13 protein-coding genes are annotated in these 13,014 nt (G+C 69.9%); 5 read left to right on the forward strand and 8 right to left on the reverse strand.

Annotation, left to right across the window (positions count from 1 at the left end; genetic code table 11):
* Window positions 1–418 precede the first annotated feature (418 nt).
* On the reverse strand, window positions 419–1,060 hold the full coding sequence (locus AB0L33_RS28160) for a DNA-3-methyladenine glycosylase (protein ID WP_365685888.1): 642 nt from the start codon (window positions 1,058–1,060) through the stop codon (window positions 419–421).
* 73 nt (window positions 1,061–1,133) lie between these two features.
* Between AB0L33_RS28160 and AB0L33_RS28165 the strand changes: the two genes are divergently transcribed.
* The 3 genes from AB0L33_RS28165 to AB0L33_RS28175 all read left to right on the forward strand — a co-directional run bounded on the left by AB0L33_RS28165 (window position 1,134) and on the right by AB0L33_RS28175 (window position 3,155).
* Entirely contained in the window at window positions 1,134–1,916 is a 783-nt protein-coding gene (locus AB0L33_RS28165; RefSeq protein WP_365685890.1) for a sporulation protein, read from the forward strand.
* A gap of 43 nt (window positions 1,917–1,959) precedes the next feature.
* Window positions 1,960–2,499, forward strand: coding sequence for a YbhB/YbcL family Raf kinase inhibitor-like protein (locus AB0L33_RS28170; protein WP_365685892.1), 540 nt, complete (start codon window positions 1,960–1,962; stop codon window positions 2,497–2,499).
* A gap of 149 nt (window positions 2,500–2,648) precedes the next feature.
* Window positions 2,649–3,155: an HNH endonuclease gene (locus tag AB0L33_RS28175; RefSeq protein ID WP_365685894.1), complete on the forward strand. Its 507-nt coding sequence runs from the start codon at window positions 2,649–2,651 to the stop codon at window positions 3,153–3,155.
* 63 nt (window positions 3,156–3,218) lie between these two features.
* Here AB0L33_RS28175 and AB0L33_RS28180 read toward each other — a convergent pair whose 3' ends face one another.
* From AB0L33_RS28180 to AB0L33_RS28195, 4 genes are all read right to left on the reverse strand, one after another.
* Window positions 3,219–3,986 carry a sulfite exporter TauE/SafE family protein gene (locus tag AB0L33_RS28180; protein ID WP_365685896.1) on the reverse strand — a complete coding sequence of 256 codons (768 nt, stop codon included), beginning with the start codon at window positions 3,984–3,986 and terminating at the stop codon, window positions 3,219–3,221.
* Window positions 3,987–4,047: 61 nt separating this feature from the next.
* Window positions 4,048–4,977 (reverse strand): SPFH domain-containing protein, encoded by a 930-nt coding sequence (locus AB0L33_RS28185; RefSeq protein WP_365685898.1) that lies wholly within the window; start codon window positions 4,975–4,977, stop codon window positions 4,048–4,050.
* 74 nt (window positions 4,978–5,051) lie between these two features.
* Window positions 5,052–5,483, reverse strand: coding sequence for an NfeD family protein (locus AB0L33_RS28190; RefSeq protein WP_365685900.1), 432 nt, complete (start codon window positions 5,481–5,483; stop codon window positions 5,052–5,054).
* Between the two features lie 57 nt (window positions 5,484–5,540).
* Complete coding sequence (locus tag AB0L33_RS28195) at window positions 5,541–6,338, reverse strand: ABC transporter ATP-binding protein (protein WP_365685902.1); 798 nt, start codon at window positions 6,336–6,338, stop codon at window positions 5,541–5,543.
* Window positions 6,339–6,492: 154 nt separating this feature from the next.
* Between AB0L33_RS28195 and AB0L33_RS28200 the strand changes: the two genes are divergently transcribed.
* On the forward strand, window positions 6,493–7,272 hold the full coding sequence (locus tag AB0L33_RS28200; protein WP_365685903.1) for a hypothetical protein: 780 nt from the start codon (window positions 6,493–6,495) through the stop codon (window positions 7,270–7,272).
* Between the two features lie 69 nt (window positions 7,273–7,341).
* Here the strand turns inward: AB0L33_RS28200 and AB0L33_RS28205 are convergent, their stop codons facing one another.
* Both AB0L33_RS28205 and AB0L33_RS28210 read right to left on the reverse strand, forming a co-directional pair.
* Window positions 7,342–7,986, reverse strand: a complete 645-nt coding sequence (locus AB0L33_RS28205) for a response regulator transcription factor (RefSeq protein ID WP_365685905.1) — start codon at window positions 7,984–7,986, stop codon at window positions 7,342–7,344.
* Window positions 7,979–9,124, reverse strand: coding sequence for a GAF domain-containing sensor histidine kinase (locus AB0L33_RS28210; RefSeq protein ID WP_365685907.1), 1,146 nt, complete (start codon window positions 9,122–9,124; stop codon window positions 7,979–7,981). Before AB0L33_RS28210 ends, AB0L33_RS28205 begins: the two co-directional genes overlap by 8 nt.
* Window positions 9,125–9,562: 438 nt before the next feature.
* Between AB0L33_RS28210 and AB0L33_RS28215 the strand changes: the two genes are divergently transcribed.
* Window positions 9,563–10,318, forward strand: a complete 756-nt coding sequence (locus AB0L33_RS28215) for a transglycosylase SLT domain-containing protein (RefSeq protein ID WP_365685909.1) — start codon at window positions 9,563–9,565, stop codon at window positions 10,316–10,318.
* An 86-nt stretch (window positions 10,319–10,404) separates the two neighbouring features.
* Here the strand turns inward: AB0L33_RS28215 and AB0L33_RS28220 are convergent, their stop codons facing one another.
* Complete coding sequence (locus AB0L33_RS28220; protein ID WP_365685911.1) at window positions 10,405–12,951, reverse strand: FHA domain-containing protein; 2,547 nt, start codon at window positions 12,949–12,951, stop codon at window positions 10,405–10,407.
* Window positions 12,952–13,014: the final 63 nt, after the last annotated feature.

Consider the following 13,014-nt stretch of genomic DNA (forward strand, 5'->3'; position numbering starts at 1 on the left):
AAGCAGGCCGGGGTATCAACATATCTGGCGTTGACTTTTGGCACGCTGTTGAGTTCTCAAGGAACGGACGCTTCCTTTGTACTCACCCTTTCGGGCTTTCCTCCGGGCGCTTCCCTTCGGTCTTGCGTTTCCGACTCTATCAGACTCTTTCGTGTCCGATTCCCGGTCGAAGCGGGTCTTTCCATTTGCCTTTCGGCTGCCTTTCGGCGTGTCCACTACTTTAGCGGACTCTCCCGTTTACTCATAATCGAGTCAGCGGGATTGAATTCCGGCATGCCGAAACCCGCACCCTCTGGGGTGAGTCGTAGGTAGTGGTTGGCCGCTTCAGGTCTGCGCGGCTCTCGATCCGATGGACCGAACCAACAGCTGTACCCGTGTCAAGCGACTCGGACAACATTAGGGGGCCCTTCCGGGCGAGTCAAGTTGACCTGCGGCGCGGCACATGGGCCCGGTACGGGCTCACCGTGGGGTCGCCGTCGATCCAGAACCGCCAGGGGTGCACCGCCCCGTCCCCGCCCACCCCGGTCCGCGGACCACTGCGCACCTGGTCACGAGCGGGCGGGGTGCCGTGGAGCACGGAGAGCTCGGCGCCCTCGTGGGCGATGGCGTCGGTGCCGTCCAGCGCGCGGCCGATGTCCAGGGCGGTCGCGAGGCGGGCGGGCCCTTTGGCCAGTTCCTTGTCATTACGGGCCGAAACTCGACGTTTGCGCGTCAGCTCGGCGCCCTCCAGAATCTCGCCGGCCCGCAGCAGCACCCCGCTCGCCCTGCCCTCCGGACCGCACACCAGGTTCATGCAGTGCCACATCCCGTACGTGAAGTAGACGTACGCGTGGCCCGGCGGGCCGTACATCGCTTCGTTCCGTCGCGTCCGGCCCCGGAAGGCGTGCGAACCCGGGTCGATCTCGCCGGCGTACGCCTCCACCTCGGTGAGGCGCAGGGCGATCGGGCCCTCCGGGGTGTTGCGGACCAGGGTGCGTCCCAGGAGGTCGGGCGCCACCTCCAGTACGGGGCGGTCGAAGAAGTCCCGCGTCAGCGGCGTACGGTCCGGGCCATCGATCATGAGGTTCGAGGTTACTGGGAACCGACTACGGTCGTCGCGCGTATGTAGGGGTCAGGACCTAGGAGGAGAAAACATGGGCTTCAAGCGGCTGCTCGCGAGCATGGGTGCCGGTGGCGCCTCGGTGGAGACCGAGCTGAGCGAGGTCAACGTCGTCCCGGGCGGGGTCGTCCAGGGCGAGGTGCGGATCCAGGGCGGCTCGGTCGACCAGCAGATCGAGGGGCTCTCCGTGGGTCTTCAGGCCCGGGTCGAGGTCGAGGGCCAGGACCAGGAGTACAAGCAGGACATCGAGTTCACCAAGCTGCGCGTCGGCGGCGCCTTCGAGGTGCGGGCGGGCGCGGTGCACGTCGTGCCGTTCGGCCTGGAGATCCCCTGGGAGACGCCGATCACCATGTTCGCCGGCCAGCACCTGCACGGCATGAACATCGGGGTGACGACGGAGCTGGAGATCGCGCGGGCCGTGGACTCCGGCGACCTGGACCCGATCAACGTGCACCCGCTGCCTGCCCAGGAGGCCATCCTCGACGCCTTCGGCCGGCTGGGCTTCAGCTTCCGCAGCGCCGACATGGAGCGCGGCCACATCCGCGGTACGCGGCAGCGGCTGCCGTTCTACCAGGAGATCGAGTTCCACCCGCCGCAGCAGTACCGGGGGCTGAACCAGGTGGAGCTGTCGTTCGTCGCGGACGACCGCGAGATGGACGTCATCCTGGAGATGGACAAGAAGGCGGGTCTCTTCAGCGAGGGCAGCGACTCGTACCGCGCGTTCAAGGTCGGTCTGCACAACTTCCACGAGACCGACTGGGCGGCATATCTGAACCAGTGGCTGGCGCAGGTCGGCGGGCAGCGCAACTGGCTCTAGGGTCGGAGGGGTCATCCGACAGAGCCGACAGAGAGGTGCTGACGTGACCGAGCCGAAGAGGGCGCCGCTGCCGCACGACTTCCATCCGGAGGTTCCCTCGTTCACCGTGGTGAGCGAGGACGCCGCCCCGGGCGCCGTGCTCTCCGACGCACAGGTGTACGCGGCGGGGAACACCTCGCCGCAGCTGCGGTGGGAGGGCTTTCCGGCGGAGACCAAGAGCTTCGCCGTGACGTGCTTCGACCCCGACGCGCCCACGGGCAGCGGGTTCTGGCACTGGGTGCTCTTCGACATCCCCGCGTCCGTCACGGAGCTGCCGGCCGGCGCGGGCGGCGGGAAGTTCGAGGGGCTGCCCGCAGGGGCCGTGCACGCGCGCAACGACTACGGGACCAAGGACTTCGGCGGCGCCGCCCCGCCGGCCGGAGAGAACCACCGCTACGTGTTCACCGTGTACGCGGTGGACACCGAGAAGCTGGGCCCCGACAGCGACGCCTCGCCGGCGGCCGTCGGGTTCAACCTGCGGTTCCACACCCTGGGCCGGGCCCAGTTGGTCACCGAGTACGCGGAGCCCGCCGACAACGCCTGAGCACCAAAACGTCCGCATCCGTTTGCCCTGCCCTGGTCCTGGAGAGATCAGGGCAGGGCATTTTTTAATGCGTTGTCCATCACGGCGTGCCGGGGCCAGAGTTGATCCGGGCCTGCCAGGGGGCGGCCGGCACACGGGAGGTGGGCGGGATGCGGGACACGCTGGTACTGAACGCGAGCTTCGAGCCGCTGTCGACAGTGACGCTGAACCGTGCGGTGGTGCTGATCCTTCAGGACAAGGCCGTCGTCGAGCAGTCCCACCCCGGCCTTCGGATGCGCGGCGCCGATGTGGACATCCCGGTGCCCCGGGTGATCCGCCTGTGCCGGTACGTACGGGTGCCGTTCCGAAGACAGGCGCCGTGGTCCAGGAGGGGGGTCCTGGTCCGGGACCAGCACCGGTGCGCGTACTGCGGGAAGCGGGCGAGCACCGTCGACCACGTGGTGCCGAAAGCGCAGGGCGGGCAGGACACCTGGCTCAACACGGTGGCCTCCTGCGCCGAGGACAACCACCGCAAGGCGGACCGTACGCCGGAGCAGGCGGGGATGCCGTTGCTGCGGAAGCCCTTCGTGCCGTCCCCCGCGGAGGCGATGCTGCTGGCGCTGGGGGCCGGCGACCGCTCGGCGCTGCCGGAGTGGCTGGCGCGCAGCGCGGCGTAGCCGCCGTACGCCCGGCGATGTGAGCGAGGCCCGTCTCCCCCGAGGGAGGCGGGCCTCGGTCGTTCAGCGGAGCAGCAGCTGGACGATGGCGGCCGTGCCGACGGCGACGATGAGGGCGCGCAGCAGGGCGGGGCTGAGGCGGCGGCCGACCGTGGCGCCGATCTGGCCGCCGATGGCGGAGCCGACCGCGATCAGGACGACGGCGGTCCAGTCGAAGTCGGCGACGAAGAGGAAGAACAGCGCGGCGATGCTGTTGACGACGGCGGCGAGGACGTTCTTGACGGCGTTGAGGCGCTGGATGGTGTCGTCCACCAGCATGCCCATCAGGGAGAGGTAGATGATCCCCTGCGCTGCCGTGAAGTAGCCGCCGTAGACGCTGGCGAGGGTCAGGCCGATGTAGAGCAGGGGGCCGCCGTCGGGGTGGGCGGACGTTCCGGTCCGGGCGCGCCGGTCCTGGACGGCCTTGCTGATGCGCGGTTGCAGGATGACCAGGACGAGGGCCAGGGCGACCAGGACCGGGACGATGGTCTCGAAGGCCGTCGAGGGCAGGGCCAGGAGCAGGGTGGCACCGGTCAGGCCACCGATGAGGGCGCCCACGGTGAGCTTGAGGACGCGGGAGCGCTGGCCTTCGAGCTCCTTGCGGTAGCCGATCGCGCCGCTGATGGAGCCGGGGATCAGGCCGAGCGCGTTGGAGACGGTGGCGGTGACCGGGGGGAGGCCGGTGGCGAGCAGGACGGGGAAGGTGATCAGCGTGCCGGAGCCGACGATCGTGTTGATCGTGCCGGCGCTGATTCCCGCGGCGAAGACGGCGAGCATCTCCCAGATGGACATGACGTATCCCCCGTGCGTGATCGGTGCTTGCTGCACGAATCATGCACGGGGGGTGTACACGTCAGTCGACCGGGGGTTCCTCGCGCCGTTCCTGGCCGGTGTTGAAGCCGGGAGCGCCGGAGCCGAGGTTGCCGAAGGCGCCGCTGAGGCCCTTGAGGGCGTCGCCGATCTCGCTGGGCACGATCCAGAGCTTGTTGGCGTCGCCCTCGGCGATCTTCGGCAGCATCTGGAGATACTGGTACGACAGGAGCTTCTGGTCCGGGTCGCCCGCGTGGATGGACTCGAAGACCGTACGGATGGCCTGGGCCTCGCCCTCCGCGCGCAGGGCGGCGGCCTTGGCCTCACCCTCGGCGCGCAGGATCGCGGACTGCTTCTCGCCCTCCGCGGTGAGGATCGCGGACTGCCGGGTTCCCTCGGCCTGGAGGATGGCGGCGCGCTTGTCGCGGTCGGCGCGCATCTGCTTCTCCATCGAGTCCTGGATGGAGGTGGGCGGCTCGATCGCCTTGAGCTCGACGCGGTTGACGCGGATGCCCCACTTGCCGGTGGCCTCGTCCAGGACGCCGCGCAGGGCCGCGTTGATCTCCTCGCGGGAGGTGAGGGTCCGCTCCAGGTCCATGCCGCCGATGATGTTGCGGAGGGTGGTGACGGTGAGCTGCTCGATGGCCTGGATGTAGCTGGCGACCTCGTACGTCGCGGCCCGGGCGTCGGTCACCTGGTAGTAGATGACGGTGTCGATGTTGACGACCAGGTTGTCCTGGGTGATGACGGGCTGCGGCGGGAAGGGCACGACCTGCTCGCGCAGGTCGATCCGGTTGCGGATCGAGTCGATGAACGGGACGACGATGTTGAGGCCCGCGTTGAGGGTGCGGGTGTACCGGCCGAAGCGCTCCACGATGGCGGCGCTGGCCTGCGGGATGACCTGGATCGTCTTGATCAGGGCGATGAAGACGAGCACCACCAGAATGATCAGGACGATGATGATCGGTTGCATCGTTTCCTCGTGCCCTTCGGTTGATGATCGTCATCGAGTCTGACAGAACGCGCCTTGGTGTGGGGGCAGTTCGGTCACATGACGACGGCCGTCGCCCCGTCGATGTCCACGACGTCCACGTGATCGCCGGGCTCGTAACTGAATCCGGGGTCGAAGGGACGCGCCGACCAGACCTCACCGGCCAGCTTGATGCGGCCACCGCCGCCGTCCACCCGTTCCAGGACGACGGCCTGACGGCCCTTCAGGGCGTCGATCCCGGTGGGGTGCACGGGCGCACGGTCCGCGCGTTGCCGCCCGGCGATCACGCGCACCACGGCCGTCAGCGCCACCGAGACGATGACGAAGACCAGAACCTGGGCGACGATTCCGCCGCCTAGGGCCGCGACGACCGCGGCGGCGACGGCCCCCACGGCGAACATGCCGAATTCGGGCATCGCGGTCAGGACGAGCGGAATGCCCAGTCCCACCGCGCCGATCAGCCACCACACCCACGCGTCGATGTCCACGTGGTCATCGTAGGACCGTATGCACCCTTACGGACAGGGCGCGACGGTCAACCGGCCCTAGCCGAGCGGCAGTCCGCGGGCGGTGTAGCGGTCGCCCTGGTGCTCGACGACGAGGGGCAGGCCGAAGCAGAGGGAGAGGTTGCGGGAGGTGAGCTCGGTCTCCATGGGGCCGGCGGCGAGCACCTTGCCCTGGCGGATCATCAGGACGTGGGTGAAGCCGGGGGCGATCTCCTCGACGTGGTGGGTCACCATGATCATGGAGGGTGCGTACGGGTCGCGGGCCAGCCGGCCGAGGCGGCGGACCAGGTCCTCGCGGCCGCCGAGGTCGAGACCGGCGGCGGGCTCGTCCAGGAGGAGGAGCTCGGGGTCGGTCATCATGGCGCGGGCGATCAGGGTGCGCTTGCGCTCGCCCTCGGAGAGGGTGCCGAACTTGCGGTCGAGGTACTCGGTCATGCCGAGCCGGTCGAGGAAGGCGCGGGCGCGGTCCTCGTCCACCTGGTCGTAGTTCTCGTTCCAGGTGGCGGTCATGCCGTAGGCGGCGGTCAGCACCGTCTGGAGGACCGTCTGGCGGCGGGGCAGCTTCTCGGCCAGGGCCACGCCCGCGATGCCGATGCGGGGGCGCAGGTCGAAGACGTCGGTGCCGACGCCGCCGAGGCGCTCGCCGAGGACGCTGACGCTGCCCTTGGTGGGGAAGAGGTAGCTGGACGCGATGTTGAGCAGGGTGGTCTTGCCGGCGCCGTTGGGGCCGAGGATGACCCAGCGCTCACCCTCCTTGACCGACCAGGAGACGTCGTCCACCAGAGCGCGTCCGTCGCGGACCACGGATACGTCCACCAGCTCCAGTACATCGCTCATGAGCGCGTTGTCTCCCCATGCAGTGTCGAGATCGTCGCGTGCCTGTGGGCACAGCTCCCAGGGAAAACCTACGCCACCGCGGGAGTGCGGGCGGCGCTGGGCCCGCCGTCGTGGAGCCGGCCGTGATCGGCAAGACACCCCCTAGGCTGTCCGCATGCTTTCGGAACCACGTTCAGGGCTGCTGGCCGCCTGGGGGAACGCGTTGCTGGCGGGGCTCGTATCGCCGGACGACGCCGCGCTCGCCATCGTCGGGGAGGACGCGGTGCACCGCGTCGAGGGGCTGCCGGGCGAGGCCGGTCCGGTCGGGCTGACGTTCGCCCTGGGGCGGCTGCGGGCGCTGGGGGTGAGCGGCTTCCGGGTCGCGCTTCCGGTACCGGGGCATCCGCTGGGGCTGAGCGGTCCGGCCGATTTCAACGCCCGCGCGCTGGAGGCGGAGGAGGCCGTCGTCACGTTCGGGGCTCCGTACGGGCTGGTGCCCGAGGTGCGCGAGGCGGGCCCGGCCGGCGATGTGCACGTGGACGTGGTGTGGCACTGCCTGGCGGTACGGGAGGCTCCGCCGGCCGACGTGCCCTCGCTGGGCGAGGCGGAACGCGAGCTGGCCGAGGCGCTGCGGGACGCGACGGCGCTGCTGACCCGGCTCGACGTGGCCGGTTCGGGGCCGGTGGCCGAGGCGGCGGTGGACGCGTACCGGGCGCGTGCGGAGCGGGGGCGCGAGGTGCTGGCCCCGGGCTATCCGCCGCGGGCGGTGCGGGTCCTCGAGCTGGCCCAGCGGGTCGGGCTGCTGATCTCGGTGGCGTACGAGAACGGGCACGGCGGAGCGGTGAGCGCGTCGGAGATGGCGGCGCGGGGCGAGGCGCTGCGGCCGGTGGAGCGGGTGGCCCGGCGGGCGCAGGTGGCGGCGTACAACGCGTATGTGGAGGAGCGGGCGCGGTAGGCAAGGGGGACGGACGCGGCCAGGAGAGCGGGCGCGGCCCTTACCTCCTGCCGCGCCCGCTCCCCTGTCTCAGCCCGCCGCTCCGTGGCGGACCGCCCAGAGCGCCGCCTGGGTGCGGTCGGCCAGGTCGAGCTTCATGAGGATGTTCGAGACGTGGGTCTTGACCGTCTTCTCGGACAGCACCAGGGCGCGTGCGATCTCGCGGTTGGACCGGCCGTCGGCGATCAGGCCGAGCACTTCCCGTTCCCGTTCGGTGAGGGTGCTCCCCCGGCCGGTGCCCGTGCCCGGCTCGTCCTGGGCGAGCAGCGCCCCGGCCACCTCGGGCTGGAGCAGGACGTGCCCGGCGTGCACGGAGCGGATGGCGCCGGCCAGGGCGTCCGGGTCCACGTCCTTGTACACGTAACCGGAGGCGCCCGCGCGCAGGGCGGGGACGACCGTGCGCTGCTCGGTGAAGCTGGTGACGATCAGCACCTTGGCCGGGTTGTCCAGCTCGCGGAGGCGGCGCAGCGCCTCGATGCCGTCGGTGCCTGGCATCTTGATGTCCATCAGTACGACGTCGGGCCTCAGCTCCTCCGTCCTGGCCACGCCCTCGGCCCCGTCGGCCGCCTCGCCGACGACCTCGATGTCGTCCTGGATCTCCAGGAACGTGCGCAGGCCGCGGCGGACGACCTGGTGGTCGTCGACGAGCAGCACCCTGATGATCCTGTCAGCCACCGGGGATCTCCATCTCGATCGTGGTGCCCTTGCCGGGCGCGGATGCAACGGTGAGGCGGCCGCCGACGCCGCTCGCCCGGTCCCGCATCGAGACGAGGCCCAGGTGGCGCCCGGCCCGGCGGGTGGCGGCGGGCTCGAAGCCCCGGCCGTCGTCGGTGATCCGCAGCAGCGTGGCACCGTCGTGGCGGGTGAGGGTGACGTCGACGTGGGCGGCGTCGGCGTGGCGCAGGGCGTTGTGCAGGGCTTCCTGGCTGACCCGGAGCAGCGCTTCCTCCTGGGCGGCGGGCAGGGCCCGGACGCCGGCGCCGGTGAAGGTGACCCGGGCGGTGTGGGCCCGGTCGAGGACCTGGACCTGGGTGCGGAGGGTGGCGACGAGGCCGTCCTCGTCCAGGGCGGCCGGGCGGAGCTCCACGACAGCGGCGCGCAGTTCGTCCACGGCTTCGGCGGCGAGGGCGGCGACCTGCTGGAGCTCGCCCTTGGCGCGGGCCGGATCGCGGTCGACCAGGGCGGCGGCGGCCTGGGCGGTGAGCCGTAGCGAGAAGAGCTTCTGGCTGACCGCGTCGTGCAGCTCGTGGGCGAGGCGGGAGCGCTCCTCGGCGATGGTGAGCTCGCGGCTGCGTTCGTAGAGGCGGGCGTTGGTGAGGGCGATGGCCGCGTGCTGGGCGAGGATCGAGAGCAGTTCCTCGTCCTCGGCGTCGAAGCCGCAGACGCCCTCGGGCTTGGGGCACCTCTTGTTGGCGAGGAAGAGGGCGCCGATCGTCTCGTCGCCGTCCCGGATGGGCAGTCCGAGGAAGTCGGACATGTCGGGGTGGGCACTGGGCCAGCCCTCGAAGCGGGGGTCCTTGCGGACGTCGGCGAGGCGCTCCGCCTTCCCGCCGTGGAGCATCGCGGCGAGGATGCCGTGCTGCCGGGGCAGCGGGCCGATGGCCTTCCACTGTTCGTCGCTGACGCCGTCCACGACGAACTGGGCGAAGCCGCCGTGGTCGTCGGGGACCCCGAGGGCGGCGTATTCGGCGTCCAGGAGTTCGCGGGCCGAGGCGACGATCGTCTTCAGGACGTCCCGTACCTCCAGGTGGCGGCTCATGGCGAGCAGCGCGGCGCTGACGGCGGCGAGGCCGGAGGGCGGTCGGTGGCTCATGCGGCTCACCGTACCGGCGGGTCCCGCGCCCCGTATCGGACCGGAGGCGGCCGGGGACCGGGGCGGAGGGACTAGGACCTGCGGTCGGGGCGCCGGGAGTGGCGCCGGCGAGAGCCACGAAACCTTTCCGGATCGTCGCATTCCGCATTGCTCCAGCAACGCATGGTGAGCCGGATACCCGCCCGATGTGAGGCCAGGCATAGGGCCCACGTCACTTACGAAGCCGCCTAGTGGACCGAAAAGGGCGATTTGGTGCGGGATGACCTGGGAGCGAACCCGGCAAACCGCCCACCATTCCACTACCCGGCTTCGTACGTCACACCTTTGCCACGACATTTTGCCGCCGCTAAGAATTGAGCTCGTCCCCGACGGAGATGCGTAGTCGCTCCCGTCTTCGTCCTCCGTGAGGACCCCCCGAATTCGAAGAGGTAAGCCTGTATGTCCGCGTCCCGCTTCACCGGCCGTATCCGCAACCTGAACAAGACCCAGAAGCTCTCCGCCGCCGGCGTCTCCGCCGTCGCCGCCGCTGCACTCTCCTTGTCCCTGGTGCCCGGTCACGCCGAGGCCGAGACCGAACCGCAGGCCCTGTCCGCCTCCCCGGTCATCTTCGACTCCGCGAGCTCCAAGCAGGCCCGGGCGATCCAGGACAGCGTCATCCAGCAGCACTCGACCGCCGAGAAGCTGGTCAAGGCCTCCGACGCCGCCAAGGCCAAGAAGGCCGCCGCGGTGAAGGAGAAGGCCGAGGCCAAGGCGGAGAAGGCCGAGAAGAAGGCCGAGCTGAAGAAGAAGGCGAAGGCCAAGGCGCACTCCAAGGCCAAGTCCCACAAGTCCGAGTCGCGCTCCAGCCGCTCCTCCGCGCGTACGCACATGTACGCCAACAACCTGGACGGCTGGATCCGGGAGTCCCTCGACATCATGCACGAGAAGGGCATCCCGGGCACGTACGAGGGCCTGCACCGCAACATCATCCGTGAGTCCAGCGGCAACCCGAACGCCATCAACGACTGGGACATCAACGCCCAGAACGGCGTGCCGTCGATCGGTCTGCTCCAGATCATCAAGCCGACCTTCGACTACTACCACGTGCCCGGCACCCCGCACACGCAGTACGACCCGGTCGCCAACATCACCGCGTCGGCCAACTACGCCGCCGACAAGTACGGCTCGATCGACAACGTCAACAGCGCGTACTGATCCGCCGCGGTCCGTATCGCCGGTGACAGACGCCGAAGGGCGGCACCCCGTGCGGGGTGCCGCCCTTCGGCGCGTGTCCGGGCCGGTTACTTGCGCATGACCTCGGGCTCGTGGCGGCGCAGCAGCCGCGCGACCGCGAAGCCGCAGACGACGCCGATGAACAGCAGCACCGAGATGTTCGTCCCCCACTGGCTCACCGAGTGCTCCCAGAGCGGGTCCAGGTCGGTGGGGTTGCTCGCGTCCCACGGCGGCATGAGGTGGGCGAGGTCCAGCGTCGAGCCGGCGCCCGCGATGGCCCAGCGGGAGGGCATCAGCCAGGCGAACTGCTCCAGGCCGGGCGAGCCGTACACCTGGAAGAGGATGCCGGTGAAGACGACCTGGACGATCGCGAACATGACCAGCAGCGGCATGGTCTTCTCGGCGGTCTTCACCAGCGAGGAGATGACCAGGCCGAACATCATCGACGTGAAGCCGAGCGCGATGACCGTCAGGCAGAGCTCGACGGCCGGCGGCATGATCAGGCCCTCTTCGGGCAGGTCGCGGGTGGCGAAGCCGATGCCGCAGATGATGACGCCCTGGAGGGCTGTGATCAGGCCCAGGACGATGACCTTGGACATCAGGTACGCGGAGCGGGACAGACCGGTGGCCCGTTCCCGTTCGTAGATGACGCGTTCCTTGATCAGTTCACGTACGGAGTTGGCCGCACCCGAGAAGCACATCCCGATCGTGAGGATCAGCATGATCGTTCCGGCGTCGCCGTTGAACTTGTGCGGCGGCTTCGGCGGGGCGAGACCGTAGTCCGACGGGATGACCACGCTGACGATGCCGAGCACCGCGGGCAGGATCACCATCAGACCCATGAAGCCCTTGTCGGAGCCGATCACCGACAGGTAGCGGCGCATCAGCGTCCACAGCTGCGTGCCCCAGCCCTGCGGCTTCGGCGGCCGCAGCTGCTGCGGCGGCGGCATGTGCACCGACTGCACGGCGGCGGCGTCGATGTCGGCGGCGTACATCTGGTAGTGCTGCGAACCGCGCCAGCGGCCCGACCAGTCGTAGTCGCGGTAGTTCTCGAACGCCGAGAAGACGTCGGCCCAGGTCGTGTAGCCGAAGAAGTTCAGCGCCTCGTCCGGCGGGCCGAAGTAGGCCACGGCGCCGCCCGGCGCCATCACCAGGAGCTTGTCGCAGATGGCCAGCTCGGCCACCGAGTGCGTGACGACCAGGACGGTGCGGCCGTCGTCGGCAAGGCCGCGCAGCAGCTGCATGACGTCGCGGTCCATGCCCGGGTCGAGGCCGGAGGTCGGCTCGTCCAGGAAGATCAGCGACGGCTTGGTGAGCAGCTCCAGCGCCACCGAGACGCGCTTGCGCTGACCGCCCGAGAGCGAGGTGACCTTCTTGTCCTTGTGGACGTCGAGCTTGAGCTCGGTCAGGACCTCGTGTATCCGGGCCTGGCGCTCGGCCTCGGTGGTGTCCGCGGGGAAGCGGAGCTTGGCCGCGTACTTCAGGGCGCGGGTGACGGTCAGTTCCTTGTGCAGGATGTCGTCCTGCGGGACCAGACCGATGCGCTGGCGGAGCTCGGCGAACTGCTTGTAGAGGTTCCGGTTGTCGTAGAGGACATCGCCCTGGTTGGCGGGCCGGTAGCCGGTGAGCGCCTTGAGCAGGGTGGACTTTCCGGAGCCGGACGGGCCGATGACGCCGATGAGCGACTTCTCCGGGACGCCGAACGAGACGTCCTTGAGGATCTGCTTGCCGCCGTCGACCGTGACCGTGAGGTGGCGGGCCGCGAAGGAGACGTCACCGGTGTCGACGAACTCTTCCAGCCGGTCGCCGACGAGCCGGAACGTCGAGTGACCGACGCCGACGGTGTCGTTCGGGCCGATGAACGCCGAGCCGGACTTGGAGAGCGGCTGGCCGTTGACGTACGTGCCGTTGTGCGAGCCGAGGTCGCGGATCTCGAAGCGGCCGTCGGGCGTCGCGTGGAACTCGGCGTGGTTGCGGGAGACCTGGAGGTCCGAGACGACCAGGTCGTTCTCCAGCGCACGACCGATCCGCATCACCCGGCCGAGCGCCAGCTGGTGGAACGTGGTCGGGCTGCGGTCCCCGTAGACCGGCGCCGCTCCCGCCGGGCCGGCACCGGGGCCGGGCGGGGCCGGGGCCCCGCCCTGCTGCGGCACGTGCGGCTGCTGCGGCGCGGGCTGCTGCCAGCCCTGCTGCTGCGGCGGGACGGGCTGCTGGGGGGCCGGCTGCTGCCAGCCCGGGCCGCCCTGCTGGGGCTGGTGCGGCGGGGTCTGCTGCGGCTGCGCGGGGCCGGCGGCCCGGCCGCTGTAGACGTCCGCGGCGCTCAGGCTCAGGCGCGGTCCGTCGGTGGCGTTGCCCAGGTTCACGGTGGAGCCGGCCGCGATCTCCATCTGGTGGATCCGCTGCCCGTGCACGTACGTGCCGTTGGTGCTGCCGTGGTCCTCGATGAACCAACTGCGTCCGTTCCAGCTGATCGTGGCGTGCCGCCACGACACTCTGGCGTCGTCGATCGTCATGTCCCCCTGCGGGTCACGCCCCAGGGTGTACGTCCTGGACGGATCGAGCGTCCAGGTCCTGCCATTCAATTCCAGTACGAGTTCCGGCACTCCGCGCCCCACTAGTTGTCCCCCGTGTTACCCCCGTCGCAGGGAGTCTAGGGATGCTGAACATCGTGGGGAACT

Origin of the sequence: Streptomyces sp. NPDC052299, from assembly GCF_040679335.1 — a bacterium.
GTDB lineage: Bacteria > Actinomycetota > Actinomycetes > Streptomycetales > Streptomycetaceae > Streptomyces.